Origin of the sequence: Sandarakinorhabdus limnophila DSM 17366 (genome assembly GCF_945882885.1) — a bacterium.
GTDB lineage: Bacteria > Pseudomonadota > Alphaproteobacteria > Sphingomonadales > Sphingomonadaceae > Sandarakinorhabdus > Sandarakinorhabdus limnophila_A.
On the sequence record NZ_CAMCWT010000029.1, the window covers coordinates 1 to 23154 of the forward strand.

Consider the following 23154-nt stretch of genomic DNA (forward strand, 5'->3'; position numbering starts at 1 on the left):
CGTGGCGACGGGACTTCAATGAGACCCGACCTCACACGTCACTGGGGTTCATGACACCGGCCGAATTTGCTTCATCGGCCGGGGTTAACCCCGGCCGATGAAGCGCCAGATCTCTCATTCTGGCCGGATACAAAACTGGGACAGGGTCAGCCCAATTCATAATCCTCGGTCAGGCTGGCGGCATCAAAGGGGGCGCCGTCGCGGGCATTGGCAATGCGGCCCAACATGGCCCAATCGATGGCAACCCCCACGCCGGCCGCCGGCACCGCCGCGTCCAGCCACTGCCGCACCAGCAGTTCCTTGGCATGCGCTTCTGCAAATTCATCGATATAATGACCGGAAATCAACGGGCAGCGGCAGCACCGGCAGTTGCACCATGGCATATTCCGGCAAATGGGCGGCAAACACCGCCAGTTCGCAGGCGTGCACCAGATCTTCGGCATCGTGCAGCACGATGGCCGCGAAGGGCCGGCCGCTGGCCGCCTCCTCTGCCAGCGCCGCCCGCCACAGGCTGTTCAGGCAATCGGCCTTGGTGGTGGGGCCGGGTGTCGCACCAACTGCCACGTGCAGGCGCGGGTCGTTGAGCGCAGACACCGCCGCCTGACCTTTGGGATCATTGGGATAAAGGCCAACGAACACGGCATAATCCGGCCAGTTCAGCGTGGCCAGCAGGCGCTGCAGCATGGCACCGATCACCGCCGATTCATCCCAGGCCGGGATCAGGATGGCAAAGCGCGCTGGCGGCGGTTCTGGCAGGAGCCGTTGCGGCTGGCGCTGGTGACGCGGCATCATCAGCCACAGCACATCGATGGCCATATCATCCAGGCCGTTGATGGCCACCAGCAGCGCCACCAGCAACAAGGCTTCGGCCAGCGCGACATGCCAAAGAGCCAGCAGTTCAGGCAGCGTCATAGCCGGTTGTTCTTGAAGGGGTGGATGCCCCGGCCTTCACCAGAATCTGCGCACGGGGAGGGCCGTTTGCAGGTGGATTCAGCAGGCCGGGGCATCCTCGGCAGGAAAGCGACAGACGCAGGGTCAAAACGCCTGTTCATTCTCCCGGCCGATCGGGGGCGGCGACAGCACCGGCCGGGCGATTGCCCAGGCCGCGCGCAGGCGCTACAAAGTGGTCTCATCAATATGGACCCGCAGCGCGGCGACGGCATTAACGCCCTCACCGTGCGGCAGGCCCAGTGGTTCAGCATCCCAGCCGATAGACAGCAGGCTCGGCAACCACGGCAGATGTGTGACCATGATATAATATTGAATTCTTCTTGCAAGTGCATGTTCTTGCAGGGTAATTGCCAATTGTCTGCGCACCTGCAGTGCTTCAGCGCGTGTCAGGCCGGGCGCGGTGACAAGACGGGTGATCTCCCACGCGTCGGGGCCAACCGGGACACCATCGGCACACAGATGCGCGAACTTGTCGCCCAGCAGGTGCGCGCCGGTGGAGGGCAGCAGCCGCACCGATCCCAGATGGCGGCCGGTTTCGGGCTGATGAACGATCAGATAGAGCGTGTCTTCATCATCATATTCGTCCAACTCGTGCAGGCCATCGGGCGATTGCAGATCCCAGCCCAGCCGGTCCATCAGCACGATCTTGCGATCCTTCAGCATGGCGGATCGCAGGGCGGCATGGTGCATTCCCCGACTGGACAAGGCCTCCGCCTCGCCCTGTGCGTCGCGCCACAGGCCGGGAATGGCCCGAATATCGTGGCTAGTGCCTGTTGTGGCTGTACCGAACATCGCCTGCTTCCTGATGGGGTTCGCAAGCGTTGTGGCAATGGTTGACGCGGGCGCGCCATATCCCTGAAAAGGGGCAATGACTCATGGCGGCGAACACCAGTATCTTTCCCTTATGGACCGTGTTTGGCGAACCGGCGCCATGCGCGGCGACCGCACCGGCACTGGCACCCGCGCCCTGTTTGGCGAGACGCTGAAGTTCGATCTTTCCGATGGCACGGTGCCGCTGCTCACCACCAAGCGTGTATATTGGAAATCGGCGATGAAGGAGCTGATCTGGTTCCTGAACGGCGAATCGAACATCCTCCCGCTTGTGGAACAGGGCGTGCATATCTGGACCGACTGGCCGCTGGATGCCTATCGCAAGGCGACGGGCGAACAGATCAATCGGGACGACTTCGAAGCGCGGATCATTGCCGACGATGATTTTGCCGCGAAATGGGGCGATCTGGGGCCCGTCTATGGCGTGCAGTGGCGACGATGGCCGCGTTATGCCGCCAATGAAGACGGCAGTTTCCGCGCCGATACGCCGTTCGATCAGATGACCGAGCTTGTACAAGGCCTTAAAGCTAACCCCGCCAGCCGCCGGCATATCTTCACCGGCTGGAACGTACCCGAACTGCACCGCATGGCGCTGCCGCCGTGCCACATGACCTATCAGTATTTCGTCGCTGATGGTCGCCTATCCGGCATCCTCTATCAGCGCAGCTGCGATCTGGGGCTGGGCTTTCCGTTCAACATCTTCGAAGCGGCGGTGCTGATCCGCATGCTGGCGCAGCAGTGCGGACTGGAACCGGGGGTGCTCACCTGGATGGGGGCGGATTGTCACCTCTATCTCAATCACGAGCATCTGGTGACGGAGCAGCTTTCGCGCACGCCCCGCCCCTTCCCGCGTTTGGACTTCGCGCGGCAGCCAGAAGATCTGTTCAGCTACCGGCTGGAGGACTTCCTGATCACCGGCTACGACCCGCATCCGCACATCGCCGCACCGGTGGCGGTATGAGCCTTGATGTCACCATGGTGGTTGCCCGCGCCCGAAACGGCGTGATCGGTTTCAAGGGCGCCATGCCCTGGCACCTGTCGGCGGACCTGAAGCGGTTCAAGGCGATCACCGTCGGCAAGCCCGTCGTGATGGGCCGCAAGACGTTCGAATCGATCGGCAAGCCCCTGCCCGGCCGCCAGAATATCGTGCTCACCCGTGATGCGAGTTGGACGGCGGACGGGGTGACGGTGGTGCCGAACTTGGCCGAAGCGGTTGCGGCGGCGGGCCTTGACCCACGCATCCGGGGCCACATCATGATCATCGGCGGGGCGGAGATCTATGCGCTCGCACTCCCCATCGCGACGCGGGTGGAATTGACTGAGATCGACGCGGAGCCTGAAGGCGACACGTTCTTGCCCGCCTTCGATCCGGCGCGCTGGGAAGAAGTGGCGCGGGGGACGCATGAACCAGAGGGCGACAAGCCGGGATATGCGTTCATCACGCTGGAACGGCGATAAGGGGAATCCGATGAAGAAGCTGGTGTGGGGAACGGCGGCGCTGCTCGGCGTGGCGGCGGTGGGCTTGTTCGGCTTTGCCCCAGGCATCGCCGAGCGTGGAATGAACAAGCAGACGGGCGCGACGTGGCCGGTAAGCGCCAAGGCCCAGGCGCTGCACAAGACGCTGACCGTGATCGATCTGCACAGCGATACGCTGATGTGGAAACGGGATCTGCTGTCGGAATCCAGTGATGGCCATGTCGATCTAAAAAGGCTGGAGGCGGGCAATGTTGCATTGCAGGTATTTTCCAGCGTCACCAAGACGCCGCGCGGGCAGAATTACGAGAAAAATTCGGACGAGACCGACAATATCACCCCACTGGTGATCGCGCAGGGGCAACCACTCCGCACGTGGGGCAGCCTGCTGGAACGCTCGCTCTGGCACGCCGAAAAGCTGCACGAAGTAGAGAAACGCGCCGATGGCCGGCTGCGAGCCGTCAAGACGCCGACTGACCTGGCCAGCCTGCTGGCGGACCGTGCGGCGGGCAAGCGCGTGACCGGCGCGCTGCTTTCCACCGAAGGCGGGCAGAATCTGGAAGGCAGCCTGGCCAATGTGAAGCGACTGCACGACGCGGGTTTCCGCATGCTGGGGCTGGCGCATTTTTTCGATACTGAACTGGCCGGTTCAATGGCGGGGGAGAAGAAGGGCGGGCTCACCGCGCTGGGCGCCGCAGTGGTGCGCGAGGCGGAGAAGCGCGGCATGATAATCGATGTCGCCCACAGCAGCCCCGCCGCTTATGCCGACGTGCTGAAGATCGCCACCCGACCGGTGGTGGTGAGCCATGGCGGCGTGAAAGGCACCTGCGACACGCCGCGCAACCTTTCCGACGACCAGTTGCGGGCGCTGGCTGCAAATGGCGGCGTGGTGGGCATCGGCTATTGGGATGCCGCCATCTGCCAGCCGACACCGGAGGCTACCGCCAAGGCGATCCTGCACGCGGTGAAGGTGGCCGGCATCGATCATGTCGGGCTGGGCAGCGATTATGATGGCGCCACCACGGTGGGTTTCGATACCGCGCATCTCGATGTCGTCACTCAGGCCCTGATGCAGGCGGGCATGAACGAGGCCAACATCGCCAAGGTGATGGGCGGCAATACGGCACGGCTGCTTGCCGCCGGGCTGGCTCCCCGCTAAGCCGCCTGCCCATGGAGCTGATCGCGTGGACCTGATTTCTGGGGGCGCCGCACTGCCTGGCCATTTGCGTGGCGGCATCGTGGCGCTGGGCAATTTCGATGGATTTCACGCCGGGCACCAGGCTGTGGTGAGCGCCGCGCGTGATTGGGCGCGAAAGTTGGGCCGGCCGGCGCTTGTGGCGAGTTTCGATCCGCACCCGGCGCGGCTGTTCCAGCCCGATGTGCCGCCCTTCGCGCTCTCCACCATAGAACAGCGTGGGCAATGGCTGGGCCAGTTCGGCATGGATGGCGCGGTGGTGATGCCGTTCAACCGGGCGCTGGCTGCGCTTTCGGCGGAAGAGTTCGTGGACGAATGGCTGGTGACGCGCCTTGGCGTTGCCGGCGTGGTGACCGGCGGCGATTTCACCTTCGGGCGCGGGCGTTCAGGCAGCGTGACCGATCTGGAACGACTGGGCCTCGCGCATGGTTTTGCCGCGCGGGTGGTGGATGCAGTGCAGGACGGTGCGGGCACGATCAGCTCGACACGCATTCGTGCCCTTTTGCGCGATGCGCGGCCGGGGATGGCGGCGGAGCTGCTCACCCGGCCGTTCACCATCAGGGGCGTGGTGGAACATGGTGCCAAGCTGGGGCGGACCTTGGGTTTCCCGACCGCCAACATGACGCTGGGGGATTATGTGCGCCCCGCATACGGGGTCTATGCCGTGCAGGTCGTGCTGCCTTCGGGTGAGCGGGTGGATGGCGTGGCCAATCTGGGCATCCGCCCGATGATCGAACCTCGGCAAGAACTGCTCGAAACCTGGCTGATGGATTGGTCCGGCGATCTCTATGGCCAGACGCTGGATGTGCCGCTGGTCGCCTATCTGCGGCCGGAAATGAAACTGAATGGCCTTCATGCATTGAAGGCGCAGATTGCGGCCGATGCGACGGCGGCACGGCGCATGCTCAAGGGTGGGTGACAGGCACGCGCCCTTCCCCTAAAGCCCACCCTCATGAGCGCGCCCGATTATCGCCCCACCGTTTTCCTGCCGAAAACCGACTTTCCGATGAAAGCTGGCCTGCCGGAGCGCGAGCCGCAGATTCTCAGCGTATGGCAGGCGGCCGATCTTTACACCCAGCTGCGTGAAGCCCGCGCCGGGCGGCCGAAGTTCATCTTCCACGATGGCCCGCCCTATGCCAACGGCGACATGCACATCGGCCACGCGCTGAACCATATCCTGAAGGATGCGGTGGTGCGCACGCAGACGCTGCTGGGCAAGGATGCGCCCTATATCCCCGGTTGGGATTGCCACGGCCTGCCGATCGAGTGGAAGGTGGAAGAAGCCTACCGCGCGAAAAAGCAGAACAAGGACGACGTGCCGGCGGTGGAATTCCGCGCCGAATGCCGCGCCTATGCCCAGCATTGGGTGAATGTGCAGATGGGCCAGTTGCAGCGGCTGGGCATCAGCGCCAATTGGGAAAAACCTTATCTGACCATGGACTTCCAGGCGGAAGCCACCATCGTTTCGGAACTGCTGAAGTTCGCCGAGAGCGGCCAACTCTATCGCGGTGCCAAGCCGGTGATGTGGAGCCCGGTGGAAAAGACCGCGCTGGCCGACGCCGAGGTGGAATATCACGACATCACCTCGACCCAGATCGACGTGGCGTTCGAGATAATCGAAGCGCCGGGCGCGCCGGAACTGGTGGGGGCCCATGCCGTCATCTGGACGACGACGCCTTGGACCATCCCGGTGAACCAGGGCATCGCCTATGGCCCGGAGGTTACCTACCAGCTTTGCCGCACTGTTGATGGCCGTCGTATCCTCATTGCCGCCCCCTTGTTGGAAGCCGTGAGCGCGCGGATTGGTTCTAGGCTGACCGTGGAGCATGATGTGGCAGCCGCGGCCTTCGCCGGCGCCGTCGCCCGTCACCCAATGAACCACCTCGGCGGCTTCTTTGCCAAGCCCCGCCCCTTCCTGCCGGGCGATTTCGTCACCACCGATGCCGGCACCGGCCTTGTCCACATGGCGCCGGATCATGGCGAGGATGATTTCGCGCTGTGCAAAGCGCACGGGATCAATCCGGTATTCGCCGTGGAAGGCGATGGCCGCTACCGCGCCGATTGGCTGTGGCTGGGCGGCGAGTCCAAGAACGTCATCAACCCCACGCTCAACGCGCCGGACGGGCCGATCTGCAACGATCTGCGCGCTACGGGCGCGCTGCTGAGCGCTGGGCCGTTCGCGCACAGCTATCCGCACTCGTGGCGGTCGAAGAAGAAAGTGATCTTCCGCTGTACGCCGCAATGGTTCGTGCCGATGGATCAAGGTGAGCACACGCTGCGCCAGAAGGCCGTTGCCGCCATCGCCGCCACCCAGTTCACACCGGACAAGGGCCGCAACCGCATCGGCGCGATGGTCGAAGGGCGGCCGGATTGGGTTCTCTCGCGCCAGCGCGCCTGGGGTGTGCCGATCACCTTGTTTGTCGATCGCAAGAGTGGCGACTATCTTGTTGATAACACAATCAATGACAAGATCATCGCGCGTTTCCGCGAGCAGGGTGTAGACGCCTGGACCCCGGAGTTCGCCGCCGAGTTGCTCGGCGACAAGGCTGAACAGTACGAGCAGATCACCGACATTCTGGACGTGTGGTTCGACAGCGGCTGCACCCATGCCTTTGTGCTGGAATCGGGCCGCTGGCCGGAAATGCAGTGGCCGGCGGATCTGTATCTGGAAGGCAGCGATCAGCATCGCGGCTGGTTCCAATCGAGCCTGCTGCAAAGCTGCGGCACCCGCGGTCGCGCGCCCTACAATTCCATCCTCACCCACGGCTTCACCATGGATGCCTCGGGCCGCAAGATGTCGAAGTCGGAAGGCAACGTCATCAACCCACTCGACATCATGAAGACCTATGGCGCGGACATCTTGCGGCTGTGGGCGCTGAGTGTCGATTTCACCGAGGATCACCGCATCGGCGATGAAATCCTGAAAGGCGTCGCCGATCAGTATCGGAAATTGCGTAATACCTTCCGGTATTTGCTTGGCGCGCTTGAGGGCTGGACGGAGGAAGAACGCCTCCCCGCCGATCAGATGCCGGCGCTGGAACGCTGGGTGCTGCACAAGCTGGCCGTGCTGTCGGATGAGCTCAAGGCGGCGGCCGTGGCCTATGACTTCAATCGCTACACCAGCCTGATCACCGAGTTCGTGCAGAACGATCTTTCGGCCTTCGCGATGGATGTCCGCAAAGACAGTCTCTATTGCGATGCGCCGACCGCGCCGGCCCGCCGCGCCTGGCGCACGGTTCTGGATCTCACCTTCCACGCCCTCACCCGCTGGCTGGCGCCGGTGATGGTATTCACCGCCGAAGAAGTGTGGGGCACCCGTTATCCGGATGCAGCCTCGGTGCACCTGCTGGAATGGCCGGACATCGATGCCGCCTGGCAGAACGCGGCGCTGGAAAAACAGTTCACACTTTCCCGCAAGTTGCGCGAGGAAGTCTATCTGAAACTGGAAGAACTTCGCCGTGCCAAGACGGTTGGCAGCTTCCTGGAAGCCAGCGTGACCATCACCACCACCCATGCCGACCGGATCGCGGCGCTGGCCGGGCTTGATCTTGCCGAACTGCTGCTTGTTGCCGATGTCTCATTGACCCATGGCGACACGGAAACGCTGACCGTTGAGAAGGCCGATCTGGCCAAATGCGCTCGCTGCTGGCGCCTCCTGCCTGATGTGAAGCCCGAAACCGAGCTGTGCGGGCGCTGCGATGCGGTCGTTCATGGCTAAGCGCGGCTTTCTCCTTGCGGCGCTGGTGCTGATCCTGGATCAGATCAGCAAATATTGGGTGCTGGAGATCATCCATCTGCCCGAACGCGGCGGCATCGATGTGCTGCCATTCTTCCGCCTGACGTTTGTGGGCAATATCGGCGTGTCGATGGGGATGTTGCAGGCGGACAGCGACCTGGGCCGCTGGCTGCTCACTTTCATCACGGCTGGCATTGCGCTGGCGGTGGCGCTGTGGCTGTGGCGGGAGAAAAATCCGATGGATGTGGCCGCACTGGGCCTGGTGCTGGGCGGGGCGATCGGCAACATCCTCGATCGCGTGCGGTTCGGTTATGTTGTCGATTTCCTGCATTTCTTCTGGGGGCAAACCAGCTTCTGGGTCTTCAATCTTGCTGATGCTGCGATTACACTGGGTGTGATATTGCTGCTGGCCCGCGCCGTGCTGGCCAAGCCAGAGCCTGAAGCTGCTGTTAATTCAAGGGATGCCAAAGATGCGTAACCTGCTGATCCTGACCGTGGCCGCCCTGGCGCTGACTGCTTGTGGCGGCAAGAAGGACCGGCTTTCCGGCCGTGGCCCCGATGAACTGGCGATCGCCCGCGGCGCGCCGCTGGTGGTGCCGCCTGATTTTTCGCTGGCGCCGCCCAAGCCCGGCGCGCCCCGCGCCATGGGCGTCGATTCGCAGGCCGCTGCCATGGAAGCGCTGTTTGGCCCCGGCGTGAAGCCGCCGCCGAAGAGCGCCGCCGAACAGCAGTTGCTGGATCGCGCCGGCGCCAACACGCCCGATCCCGCCGTGCGCAGCCAGGCCGGCGATCCGCGCACCAGCACGGTGAACAAGGGCGTGTTCCTGCAGGAAGTGCTCGCGGCGCCCGTGGGCGTGCGCGACAGCAAGGTGGCTGATCTCACCGTACCGAGCTAAAAACGCGCAAACCGCTTGTGGATCGAACGGCTGGGCCGCTTGATTTCCAGCCGGCTTTGACGTGATGTGCCGGACATGACGATGCGGGAAGCAATAGGTGGCTGCCATTGCGGCAAGGTGCATTTTCGGGTGCGGTTCGCCGATCCGCCCGAACTACTCGACTGCAATTGTTCCATCTGCGCCAAGACCGGGTTCCTGCACCTGATCGTCGACAAGGCGGGTTTCACGCTGGAGCGCGGCGCTGATGCGCTGACCGATTATCGCTGGGGCAGCGGCACGGCGCAGCATCTGTTTTGCAGCACCTGCGGCATCAAGAGCTTCTATGTACCACGGTCGCACCCGGATGGGTTCAGCGTGAACTGGCGGGCGCTGGACGGGGTGGAGGATGTGAAGCCGCTGATCCGTCCCTATGACGGGAAGAACTGGGAAAAGGCCCGCGCAGACCTAGGTTAGAGCCCAGTTTGCCCGCGCTGTAGCAGCATCGCATCAGCCAGCACCAGCGCCACCATCGCTTCCAGCACTGGCGCGGCGCGGATGCCGACGCAGGGATCGTGGCGGCCCTTGGTGACGATTTCGGCAGCCTGGCCGTCCTTGGTGATGGTTTCGACCGGCGTGAGGATCGAACTGGTCGGCTTCAGCGCCATCCTGACCACGATGGGCTGGCCGGTGGAGATGCCGCCGGCGATGCCGCCCGCGTGGTTGGAGAGAAACTCCGGGCCATCCTCGCCGGGGCGCATCCGATCGGCGTTTTCCTCGCCACGCAAACGGGCAGCGGCAAAACCGTCACCGATTTCGACGGCCTTCACCGCGTTGATGCTCATGGCGGCGTTGGCCAGTTGCGCGTCGAGCTTGTGATAGAGCGGGCTGCCCCAGCCAGCCGGCACACCGGTCGCCACGCATTCGACGATGGCGCCGAGCGACGAGCCTGACAGCCTCGCCGCGTCGAGATGCTCTTCCCAGATTGCGGCCGTCACCGCATCGGGGCACCAGAAGGGATTGCGGTCGATCTCGGCGAGGTCGAAGCGGCTGTGATCAATAGCGATGCCTCCAATTTCAACCAGATAGGCGGCGATGTTCACCCCGGAGATGATCTTCCGTGCCACCGCGCCGGCGGCCACGCGGCTAGCGGTTTCGCGCGCCGAGGAGCGCCCGCCACCGCGCGGATCGCGCAGGCCGTATTTGGCATCATAGGCATAATCGGCGTGACCGGGCCGGTATTTGGCGGCGACGTCGCTATAATCCTTCGAACGTTGATCGACATTTTCGATCATCAAGCTGATCGGCGTGCCGGTGGTGCGGCCTTCGTACACGCCCGACAGGATGCGAACTGCATCCGGCTCCTGCCGCTGGGTAGTGAATTTCGATTGGCCGGGCCGGCGCTTGTCCAGGAAGGGCTGGATATCGGCTTCGGACAGGATGAGCCCGGGAGGGCAGCCATCGACAACAGCGCCGATCGCCGGGCCGTGGCTTTCGCCCCAGGTGGTGAAGCGCAGCAGGTGTCCGAATGTGTTGAGGCTCATTTTTCGAGCCCGATATCCGGCGCATCCTCCGCCTTCATGCCGATGACGTTGTAGCCGGCGTCGACATGGTGCGTTTCGCCCGTCACGCCGCTGGCCAGACCGGAGAGCAAGTAAAGGCCGGCGCCGCCGACATCCTCGATGGTGACGTTGCGGCGCAGCGGCGAATTATATTCGTTCCACTTCATGATGTAGCGGAAATCGCCGATGCCGCTGGCAGCCAGCGTCTTGATCGGGCCGGCGGAGATGGCGTTGACGCGCACATTCTGCGGGCCGAGATCCATCGCCAGATATTTCACGCTGCATTCCAGCGCGGCCTTGGCCACGCCCATGACATTGTAATGCGGGATCACCTTTTCGGCGCCGTAGTACGACAGGGTGAGCATGGCGCCGCCTTCGGGCATCATCAGCGCGGCGCGCTGGGCGACGGCGGTGAAGCTGTAGACCGAGACGTTCATGGTAAGCAGGAAATTGTCCAGCGACGTATCGACATAGCGGCCGCGCAGCTCGTTCTTGTCCGAAAAGCCGATGGCGTGGACGAGGAAATCGATGGTGGGCCATTCAGCGGACAGCGCGGTGAAGCAGGCGTCCATGCTTTCCACCGACGACACATCGCATTCGAACAGGCGGGCGACGCCCAGCGCTTCGGCCAGCGGGCGCACCCGCTTTTCCATCATCGGACCCTGATAGCTGAAGGCCAGTTCGGCGCCCTGTTCCGCCAAGGCCTTGGCAATGCCCCAGGCCAGGCTCTTGTCGTTCGCCAGCCCCATGATGAGGCCGCGTTTTCCCGCCATGATTCCCATGAAAATCTCCTTGGCTGCCGGCCTTAATTGGCAATTGCGGCAATTTCCAGCCGGGCGCGGGCAATGGCGGCATTCAGCTGCGCGCCAAGTACCATCCCGAGCCCGATGATATAAAAATAGAGCAAGGCGATGATCACGCCGGCGAGGCTGCCATAGGTGAGCGCATAGCCACCAAACAGGGTGAGCGCGCGCGGCAGCGCCAGGGTGGTCGCCGTCCACGCCGCCGCTGTGGCCAGCGCACCGGGCCACACCGGGGCGATGCGGAACCGGCGTGGGCACAGCAGCGCAAACAGCCCCCACAGCGCCAGGAACAGTAGCAATGCCGGCACGATGCGTTGCAGGCCAAGCGCCGGGAAGATATTCGCCGCCATCGGCATCAAGCGGTAGACGAAGGTTTCGGCGCCGGTCACCACCACCTGCGCGGCAAAGGCGATCAGCAGCAGCACCACCAGGCCCAGCACCTCGAGCAAGCCGAGCAGGCGCCAACGCAGATAGGGCAATTCCGATTCTCGGCCATAGGCCTGGGTGACGATGGTGCGCAGCGTGACCAGCACGCCTGAAGACGTCCACAGCGCCACCGCGAGGCTGAAGGTGATGACGCCGCTGCTCGAATCGGCCGCGATCACGTCGGTCAGCGCCGGGGCGATGAGTGCGGCGACATCGCTGGGCAGCGCAGTGAGGAAGCCGTTAACGGCCGCCAACCCATCGGCGGTGCGGCCCAGTTGCCCGGCGATGGCGGCGAGCAGGATGACGAAAGGAAACAGGGTGACAAGGCTGAGATAGGCCAGATTGCCGGCGTGGGTGAAGCCATGTTCAAAGGTGCCGCTGGCGGTATCACGCGCGATGGCAGGCCACGACAGCCGTCGGCTCGGGCCCGTTTCAACCATCCAGCGTGGCGCGAATGTTGCGCGGATCAACGAAGCTGGCGGCAAAGGCCTTCAGTTCCTCGTGATCGGGCGGGATATCGATCTGCACCGTCACCAATTGATCGCCGCGGGTGCCATCCAGCTTGCGGAAACCCCTGCCCTTCAGTCGGAACATCTTGCCCGATGCGGTGCCGGGCGGGATGGACAGCGAGACCATGCCTTCGGGGGTGGGCATGCGAATCTTGGCGCCGAGCACGGCTTCATCCAGCTTGATCGGCAAGGTGAGGCGCACATCATTGCCGTCGCGGGTAAGGGCGCGGTGCGGCCCGATCTCGATGGTGACAATGGCATCGCCGTGGCCGCCGGGGCCAGCCTCCCCCTTGCCGGCCAGCCGCACCTGCTTGCCGGTTTCAAGGCCAGCGGGCAGCTTGATCTCGATCGTCTGGCCGGAACGCAGGGTGACGCGCTGCGGGGTCAACTGCACGGCATCGACGAAGGGCACAGTCAGGCGATAGGCAACATCGGGCCCGCGCACCTGAGTGCGGAAACCGCGGCCACCACCACTTGCGGCGCCGCTGCCGCCGAACGGGCTGCGGCCGCCAAAGATTTCGGCAAACAGATCATCGGCAGCACCGGCAAAATCCGCACCGCCGCCGCTGCGGCCATTGCTGCCGAAATCGCGCGGGTTGAAACCGCCACCACCGCCAAATCCACCACCGCCAAAGGGATTGGTGGGCTGGCCATCCGGGCCGATCTCGCCGCGATCAAACTGCGCGCGCTTGGCTGTATCAGACAGCAGCTCATAGGCGAGGTTGGCTTCCTTGAAGCGTTCCAGCGCCTTGGGATCATCGGCGTTGCGATCCGGGTGATTGTCCTTGGCAAGCTTGCGGAACGCCTTCTTGATGTCGGCATCCGTTGCCGACCGCGGCACGCCCAAAACGCTGTAGGGATTTCGCATCGCCTGTCTTTATCCTGTTGGCCCAAAGATTGGCAGCAAGGGCCCGCTTTGCAAGCCCATACAGCCACCCTGCGGCACTGGCCAGCGTCACCGCCGTGCGGCATGGGCGAAAGCCATGATGCACCGCTTGATTCGCCCCCTCACCTGGCTGGCCCTGCCGCTTGCCCTGATTGCTTCCCAACCGGCGCTGGCCTGGGGCGAATATGCCCACCGGCTGACCGGGCGCATCGCGCTGGCCCAGCTCCCGCCGGCGGTGCGTGCCGAGGTGAAGCGCCTGTATCGCGCCGAAGCCGCATTGAACACGCCCGAATGCCGGTTGCGCAACATCGAGGAGGCCAGCGTGTGGCCCGATTGCGTACGCGCCCGTTATCGCGACCGTTTCGCCTTCTCCGCACCCTGGCACTATCAGAACATCAGCGTGTGCGGCGATTTCGACATCGCCGCCAAATGCCCGGACGGCGATTGCGTGACGGTGCAGATTTCCCGCCAGCAGGCCATATTGGCTGATCGCAGCCGGCCGGCACACGAACGCCTGCAGGCGTTTGGCTTCCTGGTGCATCTTGTGGGCGACATGCATCAGCCGCTGCACCTCGGCGACAAGGCCGATCTGGGCGGCAATCAGGCGCGCGCCGATTATGGCTATAAACAGCGCATGAACCTGCACTGGATCTGGGATGGTGACCTGGCCGAACGCGCGCTGACCGAACCGCCGGCGATCACGCCGCAGCGCATCACGCCGGGACAGGCTCGCGCCTATACCGCTGGCCCGGCCGACACCGCAGCACGGGTGGCGCTTTGGGCGCGCGACGTGTGGGAGATCTCGCGCACGATCGCTTATCCGGAATTGCAAGGCACCCCTGACAGCTGCCCGATTGCAGCCGACCAGCGCCGCACCCTGCCGCGCGGGATGGTGACGCCCGCTTATATCACCAAGGCGACGCCGGGCGTGCGTGACCAGGTGGCCAAGGCCGGCAGCCGCATTGCCCTGCTGGTGAACGAGGCGCTGGCGCCGGGCGGGCGCACCCGGTAATCTGCCGGCCAGGAGACGCCGGCCATGAACCTCGACGACGAACAGGAAAGCAGCAACATCGTTGATCGGCGCGGTGAGCGCGGCGGCGGCGGTGGCATGCGGCTGCCGATTGGCGACGGCAAGCTGGGCATCGGCGGCATGATCGTGGTGGGCGTCATCGCACTGCTGCTCGGGCAGAACCCGTTGGCGATGATCGGCATGGTGGAAGGCGCCGGCGTTGGTGGCCCTGGTGTTGGCCAGCCCCAGGAGGCGGTGGCTCGATCAGCGCCGCCCGCTCTGAATGGCACGCATGACCGGTTCATCGCCAAGGTGCTGGGCAGCACCGAACGCACCTGGGATGCGTTGTTCCGCGATCAGCTGGGCAAACCCTTGCCTTGGCCAAAGCTCAACCTGTTCGAAGGCGGCGTGAACAGCGGCTGCGGCCAGGCAGACAGCGGCATGGGGCCATTCTACTGCCCGGCAGACCAACAGGTCTATCTTGATGCCAGCTTCTTCGATGATCTGTCGCGCCGCTTTGGCGCCCCCGGCGATTTTGCCGCCGCCTATGTGATCGCGCACGAGGTGGGGCATCATATCCAGACGGTGCTGGGTATTTCCGCCGAGGTGCAGCAGGCCCGCCGCGCGTCAGGGCCGGCGCAGGGCAATGCACTTTCGGTGCGGCAGGAACTGCAGGCCGATTGCCTTGCCGGCGTGTGGGCGCACCATAATCGCGACCTGCTGGAGCCCGGCGACATCGAAGAAGGACTGCGCGCTGCCCAGGCCATCGGGGATGACACACTGCAGCAAAAGGCCGGGGCGCGATTGAACCCGGAAAGCTTCACCCACGGCACGTCAGCGCAGCGCATGCGCTGGCTGCAGGCCGGGCTGCAATCCGGGCAGATAAACACCTGCGACACCTTTGCGGCGCGCAGACTCTAAAGCGGATCAGCCCTTGCGGTCGCTGATGGTGAAGCGGCCGCGGGCAACGCCGGTGTCGCCATCTTCCACAGCAATCACCATGCGGTCACCATCTTCGGTGGTGCCGGTAAGCGTGTTGCCGCTGCGGCTGGGGGTGCGGCCCTTGTCGGCCAGGGCCTTGGCATACCAATTGGCGACCTGCGTTGCCGTGCCCGGCGCGCTGAAGCCCAGCAGCACCTGACCGCGGCCGTCGCCATCCTTGCCACTGGCCTGCACATTCAAGCTGGTCAGCTTGGCACCGGGATATCGGCCCACCCTGTCCAGATCGAACTTCGCATCCGGTTCAATGCCGGCCGGGATGCTCACCTTGCCGGCGATGCCACCGGGCAGCTTCAGCTCGACCTCGCCCTTTTCCATGTCGGCCTTGATGTTCACGCCGGTATCGCCAGCGGCGCCTTCATCCCAATCCTTGTCCACACTGATCGCGGCCGCTTCGGCCTTTTCCTTCTCCTCGACGCGCCGGGCATCACAGGCGGCGACGGCAGCACCGCAGAGCAGGATAGCAATAAGGGCATTTTTCATTGGGGGAGGCTCCAGTGTATTGCGAACACAATACAGGAAAAGACGAAACCGATCAATGGCCCTTGCGGGGAATGGCGTGCAGGGCTGCGGCGATAATGCCGCCAACGGCAATGCCGAACAGGCCGGCACTGCCTGCCTCAACCAGCCAGGCGACAAGGCTGCCCGCGCCTGCCACGCCCTCGGTGGCAGCGTGCAGCAGATCAGAAGGCAAGCCGATGCCGAACTTGGCGAGCCCGTCGATGATGATGTGGCCACCCACCCACAGCATGGCGAGCAGCCCGACCCAGCCGAGCAGTATCAGGAACGTTGGCATGCCGATCACCAGCCCGCGCCCCAGCGCCGCCACGGCGCCATTGCGTTTGCGGGCAAGGAACACCCCGAAATCATCGGCCTTCACGATCAGCGCAACGGCGCCGTAAACCAGGGCGGTAATCCCCAGCGCCACCACCAACAGCGCGCCGGCCTGTTCGGCGATGGGTTCCTGTTCCACCGTTCCCAGCGCGATAGCCATGATTTCGGCCGAGAGAATCATGTCGGTGCGAATCGCGCCCGATACCATGGTGCGTTCACGCGTCGCCGGGTCCATGGCGGCGTCCTCATCGGCGGATTCATCTTGCGGCGTGAGTTTTTCCCACAATTTTTCCGCGCCTTCGAAGCACAGGAAAGCGCCGCCGGCCATCAGCAGTGGCGTGATGACAACGGGCAGTAAATAGGACAGCGTCAACGCGCCGGGCAGCAGGAACAGCAGCTTGTTCTTCAGGCTGCCGCGCGCGATCTTGGCAACGATCGGGATTTCGCGATCGGCAGAAAAGCCGACGACGTAGCGCGGGGCGACGGCGGCATCATCCACCAGCACGCCAGCCGCCTTGGCGGCTGCCGCTGCGGTATCATCCAGGCTGGACACCGCCATGGTGCCGATATCATCGACACTGGCCGCCGCCACCTTGGCGATCGCCGCTATATCATCCAGCAATGCAAACAGGCCGCTTGCCATGCGTTATCCCTCGAAAATGCTGCCGTTTGATACCGCAGCCGCACGCCAGAACAATGCGGTGTTCAGCGGCGGTCGCGCACAGCGAGCAGGACGGCCGCTGATAAACCCACGCCCAGCCCTGCCAGCAGCCCTACAGACGGCTGCCCGGCGAGCATGCCCCCGACGGCACCCGCCACCAGCCCAAAAGCGATGAAGATACCGCCGCCACGTTGTGGTGGACGCGAAACAGGAGAGCCGGGAGACGCCATTCCCAGTCCCTTGCACCAGAGCGACTGCCAGCGCCAGAGGCGCGTGCGCCTTGCGCTGTCTTGCCCATCCGGTAAACCCTGTATGGTGCATCGGTTCCTGCCTCTCTTGCTCGCCACTGTGGCCGGAACCGCGCAGGCCCAAACTGCGCCTGCTGGGCCCCCAACGCCAGTACCAGCCGCCGAGCCAGAAGCTCCGCCGGTGGCCGACGATATTCCAGGCCCAAAAGCCCCCCTGCCCGATCTGCCCGGCGGCGAGGCTGTGGCGTGGCCTGATGTCGATTCGACCAGCTCCGGCGATGCTGATGCTCCGGATGCCGCCGTTCGATACAGCGTTGAGGTCAGCGGGCTGGCCGAACTGGGCCTCGACGATGAGTTTCGCGGCCTGTCGACGCTGTGGCTGCATCGGGGCGAAGAGACCAACCTGGCACAATTGGGCCGCCGCATCGCCGAAGACCGTGATCTGGTCGATTTGCTGCTGCGCTCGATAGGTCATTATGGTGGCCAGGCCCGCATCAGCATCGCGCCAGGCACCGCCGCCGCGCCGGCCAGCGTCGTGCGCGTCGTTGCCCAGCCCGGCCCCGTCTACAATTTCCGCGAAATCACCATCACGGCATCGCCGGGTGCCGTGAACAGCAGTGATCCCGCCCGCATTGTCGGCCGGCTGTTGCCGATCCGGGTGGGCGATGCAGTGGAAGCCGCGCGCGTGCAATCGGCGCAGGATGGCCTGCCGATCCGCCTTGCCGATGCCGGCTATCCATTCGCGCGCATTTCGCTGCCCGATATCACCATCGATCATGCCAGCCGCGACGCCACGCTGGTGCAAAATGTCGATCTTGGCCGCCGCGGCGTGTTTGGCGCCATCCGCATCGATAATGGCGTGAAGGGCATGGACGAAAAGCATGTCGCCCTGCTCCCCCGCTTCAAGCCCGGTGACCGCTACAGCAACGCCGGCCGCGAGGATCTGCGCCGTGCACTGTTGCAAACCGGACTGTTCAGCGCGGTGGCGATCAAGCCTGGCGAAGGCGCCGCATGCGAGGATGGCACACAGACGGTCAATCTCGACATCAACAGCGAAGCCGCACCGATGCGCACCATCGCCCTGTCCGGCGGTTTTTCCACCGGCCAGGGCGTGCGCGCCGAAGGCAGCTGGACCCACCGCAACCTGTTCCCGCCCGAAGGCGCCTTCACCGCCCGTGCCGTTGCCGCGCAGCGCGAGCAGGTGGCGCAGGTGGAACTGCGCAAGCGCAATTTCGGCCAGCGCGATCGGCAATTGCTGGTTGCCGGCGGCTTAACCGCCAGCCAGCAATTCGCCTTTGCCGCCGAAACGCTGGGCATTTCGGCGGCACTGGCGCGCGAATCCAACATCCTCTGGCAGAAAGACTGGACCTGGAGCATCGGCGCCCAGGCGCTGATCACCAGCCAACGCGACCGTTCGGTGCCGGGCGACCCGCGCCGCACCTTCACGGTTTTGGCAGTACCGGCCAGCGTCACCTGGGACCGGTCCGATGATCTGCTCAACCCATCCCGGGGCTTCCGGCTGACCACGCGCCTCAGCCCGGAATTCACGCTCAGAGACCAGAGCAATTTCAATTATCTCAAGGCCCAATTCGAAGTGACCGCCTACAAGCCGATTGGCGACAGCCTGGTGCTCGCGGGACGCTTCCACCTCGGCAGTATCGTTGGCGCCAATCGCGGCGTGATCGCGCCGGACCGGCGCTTCTATGCCGGCGGTGGCGGGTCGGTGCGCGGTTATGTGTTCCAGGGCGTTGGCCCGCGCAATGCCGATAATGTTCCCACCGGCGGCAACAGCCTCACCGAACTGGTGGTGGAAGCCCGCTATCGCTTCCAGGCGCTGGGCCAGGACTTGGGCATCGTGGCGTTCGTCGATGCCGGCGAGGTTTCCACCGGCACCACCCCGGCCTTTGATCGGCTGTCGCTGGGCGCGGGCATTGGCGCTCGCTTCTACACCGGCTTTGGCCCGGTGCGAGTGGACATCGCCACACCAGTCAATCCGCAAAAGGGGGACCCCCGGTTGGTGTTCTATGTCTCCATAGGGCAGGCGTTCTGATGCGCGGGTGGCGCATCTTGCTGGTTTCGCTTCTGGCGTTGCTGGCGGTGATCATCGCCCTGCCCTTTGCGCTTGATACCCAATCCGGTCGCGACTGGACGGCACGGCGGCTGGCCGGGTTCAGCCTGGCCAACGGCATTTCGCTCCACGTGACGCGGATCAGCGGCAGCCTGTGGGGCAAGGCGACGCTGGAGGGCGTGGAACTGCGCGATCAGGACGGTCGCTTTGCCCGCGCACCGCGGGTGCTGCTCGACTGGACGCCGCGGGCGCTGATCAGCAACCGCTTCGAGGCGGCCGAACTAATCATCCCCGATGCCACGCTGGAACGCCTGCCGCGCCTGAAGCCGGTTTCTGATCCACGCATCCTGCCTGATATCGATATCCGCATCGGCAAACTGGAACTGGGCCGGCTGGTTGTGGCCAAGGGCATTGCCGGGCCGGAGCGCCTGCTGAGCGCCAAAAGCCGGCTTGATCTCCACGCCGGGCGGGCGCTGGTGGACCTGGATGCCAAAGTGTCTGCCGGCGACACGCTGGCGTTGCACCTTGATGCCGAACCGGATCGGGACAAGTTCGCGCTCAACGCCAAGCTGGCAGCGCCAGCCGGTGGCCTGGTGACGACACTGGCCCGGTTGAAAGCGCCGCTCAATGCCACCGCCACCGGGCGCGGGCGCTGGCGCGATTGGACCGGGCAGTTGGTGGCCAGCCTGGGTTCCGCACCGCTGGCCGATCTGGCGCTGGCGGGCAAGGCCGGGGCGTTGGGGGCGCGCGGGCGCATCGATCCGGTGCCGCTGTTGGGAGGCGCCGCGAAAGAGGCGCTGGCCGGCGGGTTGGCTGTGGTGGCCGAAGTGGTGCCCGATGGCGATCTGACCCGACTGAAACTGACGCTGGATGGTAGGCAAATCACCGGCCGCCTGGCTGGCCGGATCGACCGTGCCGAAGAACGCTGGACCGAAGCCGACATACGGCTGAGCTTGGCGGAGGGCAGCGCGCTCGCCAAGGATTGGGGCGTCGATGGCGGCCTGCTCACCGCACGCCTCGCCGGCCCGCTGCTGGCGCCCATCATCGATGCGCGGCTGCTGGCGAAGCGGCTGGCGCTGCCGGGCGGGTTGGCGCTTAACGGTCTGTCTGTGGCCGGGATCGCCGATCTGAACGAAACGGGCCTGTCGGCGCCGTTGGTCGCCACCGCTACGGGCCTCACCGGCTTGCCCGACACACTGAAGACTTTGGCCGGCAAATGGCGCGCCGAAGGCCGGCTGCTTTATGCCAAGGGCCAGTTGCAAGCCAATGATCTGAAGCTGGCAAGCGGACCGCTGGCAACCCGCATCGGCCTGTCGTTCGTGCCGGCCACCAGCGCCTGGGGGCTGAGCGCGGCGGGCGATGTGCGCGGTTGGGCGCTGCCGCAACTGGGCGTTGCCGACGCGGCCTTCCGCGCCAATATGAAACCTGGCGCCAATCGGAGCGTTGCCGGCAGCGGCGATTTCCGCCTGATCGCGGCGCGCCCGTCCGCCGGCGGGCTCACCCGCATTACCGGCGGCGGCCTCACGCTGGGCGGGCGTTTTGCGCTGCTGCCCGGCCTGGCCGTTACCCTGTCGGATCTGGTGCTGTCATCACCGAAACTGGCCGCTGCGGGGCGTGCTGGTTGGGCAAATGGCCGCTTCACGCTCGCCTCCTCCGGCAAAAGTCTTGATTGGGGGCTATTCGCACTCGATGGCGAAGGCACCGTCGCCGCGCCGCATTTCACCGCCCGGCTGGCGAAACCCGGCTATGGCCTCACCGCCGTGGCGGCCCGTATCGATCCGGCCGGCGATGGCTGGCGGGTGGATGGTGATGCGCAATCGGGGCTGGGGCCGGTCACCTTGAAGGCCGATGTCAGTCTGTCGCCGGTACTACGAATCGATTTGGACCGCCTGGCGGCTGCGGATTTTGTCGCCAGCGGCCGGCTGGACCAGTCCGCTGCCGGGCCGTTCGCCGGCACGCTGGCGCTGGCCGGCAAAGGCCTTACCGGCAGCGCCAAACTGTCTGCCGCTGGCGCCGTGCAGTTGGCGGAACTGGCTGTGGCCGGCGACTCACTCAACCTTCCATTTTCAACGCCGATCACGGTTGACCGGCTCCGGCTCGCGGCGCGCGTGCTGCTGCCGGCCAGCGGGCCCGATATCGATGCCGCGCTCGATCTGGCCGGATTGGAACGGGGCAATCTGATGATGGAAAAGGCCACGGGCACGCTGCAGATGAAGGGCGGTTCTGGCACCGCGAGCCTTGCCCTGTCCGGCAACAGCGGTGAGGCCTTCAACCTCGCCTTCACCGGCGCCATCGCGCCCAACCGTTGGCAGATCAGCGGCGGCGGCGACTATGATGGCCGTGCCGCCAAACTGGCCGGGCCGGCGGTGATCACCCGCGATACGGCCGGCTGGCACCTCGCCCCCGTCACGCTCACCAGCGCGCTGGGCAATGCCGAAGTGGCCGGCGATTGGGGCGCGACGAAGCGGCTCAATGCCCGGCTCGACAAGGTATCGCTGCAGATGGTGGGCTTGGCCTATCCCACGCTCAATCTGGCCGGGCGGGTTTCGGGCACGCTGGCGCTGGCACAGGCCGGCGATGCCGCCCCCACCGGCACGGCGGCCTTGCGACTGAACGGCCTGTCGCGCAGCAACATCACCTCCACGTCCACCCCGATCGACGTTGGCCTCAATGCCGCACTGGGTGCCGGTGGCACGGTGATGCGCGCGGTGATCGTGCGCGCCGGCAAGGTGGAGGGCCGCGCCCAAGCCCGATTGGGCCCGATCCCGGCCGGCGATGCTGACCTTGTTTCCCGTCTGTTCGATGCCAGCGTCACTGGCCAATTGCGCTATGCCGGGCCGGCGCAGGATCTGTGGGGCCTGTCCGGCCTTACCGCGCTGGATGTGCGCGGCGCGGTGCAGGTGGCTGCCGATGTTTCAGGCACGCTGGGCGATCCGCAGGTGGCAGGCCGGATCCGTGGGCTGGGTGGCCGGGTGGAAGCGCCCTTGCTCGGCGCGGTGGCCACCGATGTCAGCCTGGATGCCCGCTTCACCGCGTCGAAACTGGAATTCACCCGCTTTGCCGGGAAATCCGGCCAAGGCAGCATCAGCGGATCGGGCAGCATCGATCTGAGCTATGAGCGCGCCTTTCCGATGGATATCCGCATGATGGTGACCAACGCCGCCATCCTGGGCCGCGATGATCTTTCCGCCACAGGCAGCGGCAACATCCGGTTGGCGACCGACGAATATGGCGGCGTCGTTTCGGGGACGCTTACCCTGTCACGCGCCGATTATCGGGTGGGGCGAACGGCCGTGGCCGATGTGCCGGTGCTGCAGGTGACGGAGAAGAACACCCGCGTGCTCGGCCGGCGCACGGTGCAATATGTTGCCCCCACGCGCTGGCTGTTCAACCTCAATATCAAGGCCGATCGCCGCCTGCTGGTCACCGGCATGGGCATCAATTCCGAATGGCAGGCCGATGTGCGGCTGCGCGGCGGCGCCACCACGCCGGAATTGTTCGGCCGGGTGCAACTGGTGCGCGGCGATTATGATTTTGCCGGCAAGCGTTTTCAGCTCACCCGCGGCGATATCCGCTTCGTAGGCGCCTATCCGCCCGATCCCATCATCGCGGTGACCGCCGAAAACACCGGCAACGGCTTCACCGCCTTCCTGAATGTGGAAGGCACGGCGCAGCGGCCGCAGATCAAGTTCAGTTCCGTGCCTGCCCTGCCCGAAGATGAAGTGCTGTCACGCGTGCTGTTCGGCAGCAACGTCACCGATCTGTCTGCACCCGAAGCCATCCAGCTGGCCGGCGCGCTCGCGTCCCTGCGGGGCAGCGGCGGCCGTTTTAACCTGATTGGCGCAGTGGGCAAGGGCCTGGGCATCGATCGGCTGCGCATCCTGCCCGCCGATGTTGTCACCGGCCGGCGCACCACGGTCGCCGCCGGACAATATGTTGGCCGCAATGTCTATGTCGAGCTTGCCACCGACGCGCAGGGTTACACCGCCACCAGCATCGAGATCGGGCTGACCCGCACCTTGTCAGTGCTCAGCCAGGTGGCGACGCTGGGCGGCACATCAGGCAGCGTGCGTTGGAAGAAGGATTATTGA

Annotated in this window: 22 protein-coding genes; 13 read left to right on the forward strand and 9 right to left on the reverse strand. The window is 65.0% G+C overall.

The window, feature by feature from the left end:
* Positions 1–101: integrase core domain-containing protein (locus tag Q7O19_RS13500; protein WP_368491967.1), on the forward strand; the 101-nt coding region annotated here is incomplete at its 5' end.
* Between the two features lie 45 nt (positions 102–146).
* Here the strand turns inward: Q7O19_RS13500 and Q7O19_RS07910 are convergent.
* From Q7O19_RS07910 to Q7O19_RS07920, 3 genes are all read right to left on the reverse strand, one after another.
* Positions 147–347, reverse strand: coding sequence for a glycosyltransferase family 2 protein (locus Q7O19_RS07910; RefSeq protein ID WP_303809756.1), 201 nt, complete (start codon positions 345–347; stop codon positions 147–149).
* On the reverse strand, positions 322–912 hold the full coding sequence (locus Q7O19_RS07915; RefSeq protein ID WP_303809758.1) for a glycosyltransferase: 591 nt from the start codon (positions 910–912) through the stop codon (positions 322–324). Before Q7O19_RS07915 ends, Q7O19_RS07910 begins: the two co-directional genes overlap by 26 nt.
* Positions 913–1116: 204 nt before the next feature.
* Positions 1117–1743: an acyl-homoserine-lactone synthase gene (locus Q7O19_RS07920; RefSeq protein WP_303809759.1), complete on the reverse strand. Its 627-nt coding sequence runs from the start codon at positions 1741–1743 to the stop codon at positions 1117–1119.
* 76 nt (positions 1744–1819) lie between these two features.
* Here Q7O19_RS07920 and thyA point away from each other — a divergent pair, with 76 nt between their 5' ends.
* From thyA to Q7O19_RS07960, 8 genes are all read left to right on the forward strand, one after another.
* Positions 1820–2743: a thymidylate synthase gene (gene thyA, locus Q7O19_RS07925; RefSeq protein WP_303809760.1), complete on the forward strand. Its 924-nt coding sequence runs from the start codon at positions 1820–1822 to the stop codon at positions 2741–2743.
* Positions 2740–3240: a dihydrofolate reductase gene (locus tag Q7O19_RS07930; protein WP_303809761.1), complete on the forward strand. Its 501-nt coding sequence runs from the start codon at positions 2740–2742 to the stop codon at positions 3238–3240. Before thyA ends, Q7O19_RS07930 begins: the two co-directional genes overlap by 4 nt.
* A gap of 10 nt (positions 3241–3250) precedes the next feature.
* A complete protein-coding gene (locus tag Q7O19_RS07935) occupies positions 3251–4414 on the forward strand; it encodes a dipeptidase (protein ID WP_303809763.1) in 1164 nt (387 codons plus the stop codon).
* A gap of 25 nt (positions 4415–4439) precedes the next feature.
* Complete coding sequence (locus Q7O19_RS07940; RefSeq protein WP_303809764.1) at positions 4440–5369, forward strand: bifunctional riboflavin kinase/FAD synthetase; 930 nt, start codon at positions 4440–4442, stop codon at positions 5367–5369.
* Between the two features lie 33 nt (positions 5370–5402).
* The gene (ileS, locus tag Q7O19_RS07945; RefSeq protein WP_303809765.1) at positions 5403–8168 is read left to right on the forward strand and encodes an isoleucine--tRNA ligase; all 2766 of its coding nucleotides are present in this window, start codon (positions 5403–5405) and stop codon (positions 8166–8168) included.
* Positions 8161–8664 carry a signal peptidase II gene (gene lspA, locus Q7O19_RS07950; RefSeq protein WP_303809766.1) on the forward strand — a complete coding sequence of 168 codons (504 nt, stop codon included), beginning with the start codon at positions 8161–8163 and terminating at the stop codon, positions 8662–8664. The genes ileS and lspA overlap by 8 nt, the downstream gene beginning before the upstream one ends.
* On the forward strand, positions 8657–9082 hold the full coding sequence (locus Q7O19_RS07955) for a DUF3035 domain-containing protein (protein ID WP_022678711.1): 426 nt from the start codon (positions 8657–8659) through the stop codon (positions 9080–9082). Before lspA ends, Q7O19_RS07955 begins: the two co-directional genes overlap by 8 nt.
* A 75-nt stretch (positions 9083–9157) precedes the next feature.
* The gene (locus Q7O19_RS07960; protein WP_303809767.1) at positions 9158–9535 is read left to right on the forward strand and encodes a GFA family protein; all 378 of its coding nucleotides are present in this window, start codon (positions 9158–9160) and stop codon (positions 9533–9535) included.
* Here the strand turns inward: Q7O19_RS07960 and aroC are convergent.
* The 4 genes from aroC to Q7O19_RS07980 are packed head-to-tail and all read right to left on the reverse strand — an operon-like array spanning position 9532 to position 13226.
* The gene (gene aroC, locus Q7O19_RS07965; protein WP_303809768.1) at positions 9532–10602 is read right to left on the reverse strand and encodes a chorismate synthase; all 1071 of its coding nucleotides are present in this window, start codon (positions 10600–10602) and stop codon (positions 9532–9534) included. The genes Q7O19_RS07960 and aroC overlap by 4 nt on opposite strands.
* Positions 10599–11393: an enoyl-ACP reductase FabI gene (gene fabI, locus Q7O19_RS07970; protein WP_303809807.1), complete on the reverse strand. Its 795-nt coding sequence runs from the start codon at positions 11391–11393 to the stop codon at positions 10599–10601. Before fabI ends, aroC begins: the two co-directional genes overlap by 4 nt.
* A 32-nt stretch (positions 11394–11425) precedes the next feature.
* The gene (locus Q7O19_RS07975; RefSeq protein WP_303809769.1) at positions 11426–12289 is read right to left on the reverse strand and encodes a YihY/virulence factor BrkB family protein; all 864 of its coding nucleotides are present in this window, start codon (positions 12287–12289) and stop codon (positions 11426–11428) included.
* On the reverse strand, positions 12282–13226 hold the full coding sequence (locus Q7O19_RS07980) for a DnaJ C-terminal domain-containing protein (protein ID WP_303809770.1): 945 nt from the start codon (positions 13224–13226) through the stop codon (positions 12282–12284). Before Q7O19_RS07980 ends, Q7O19_RS07975 begins: the two co-directional genes overlap by 8 nt.
* Positions 13227–13341: 115 nt before the next feature.
* Here Q7O19_RS07980 and Q7O19_RS07985 point away from each other — a divergent pair, with 115 nt between their 5' ends.
* Positions 13342–14256, forward strand: a complete 915-nt coding sequence (locus tag Q7O19_RS07985) for a S1/P1 nuclease (RefSeq protein WP_303809771.1) — start codon at positions 13342–13344, stop codon at positions 14254–14256.
* Positions 14257–14280: 24 nt separating this feature from the next.
* Positions 14281–15174: a neutral zinc metallopeptidase gene (locus Q7O19_RS07990; RefSeq protein WP_303809772.1), complete on the forward strand. Its 894-nt coding sequence runs from the start codon at positions 14281–14283 to the stop codon at positions 15172–15174.
* Between the two features lie 6 nt (positions 15175–15180).
* Here the strand turns inward: Q7O19_RS07990 and Q7O19_RS07995 are convergent, their stop codons facing one another.
* Both Q7O19_RS07995 and Q7O19_RS08000 read right to left on the reverse strand, forming a co-directional pair.
* Positions 15181–15735 carry a hypothetical protein gene (locus Q7O19_RS07995; protein ID WP_303809774.1) on the reverse strand — a complete coding sequence of 185 codons (555 nt, stop codon included), beginning with the start codon at positions 15733–15735 and terminating at the stop codon, positions 15181–15183.
* Between the two features lie 52 nt (positions 15736–15787).
* Entirely contained in the window at positions 15788–16729 is a 942-nt protein-coding gene (locus tag Q7O19_RS08000) for a DUF808 domain-containing protein (protein WP_303809776.1), read from the reverse strand.
* A 447-nt stretch (positions 16730–17176) separates the two neighbouring features.
* Here Q7O19_RS08000 and Q7O19_RS08010 point away from each other — a divergent pair, with 447 nt between their 5' ends.
* The gene (locus Q7O19_RS08010) at positions 17177–19045 is read left to right on the forward strand and encodes an autotransporter assembly complex family protein (protein WP_303809780.1); all 1869 of its coding nucleotides are present in this window, start codon (positions 17177–17179) and stop codon (positions 19043–19045) included.
* Positions 19046–19062: 17 nt separating this feature from the next.
* Positions 19063–23154, forward strand: coding sequence for a translocation/assembly module TamB domain-containing protein (locus Q7O19_RS08015; protein WP_303809781.1), 4092 nt, complete (start codon positions 19063–19065; stop codon positions 23152–23154).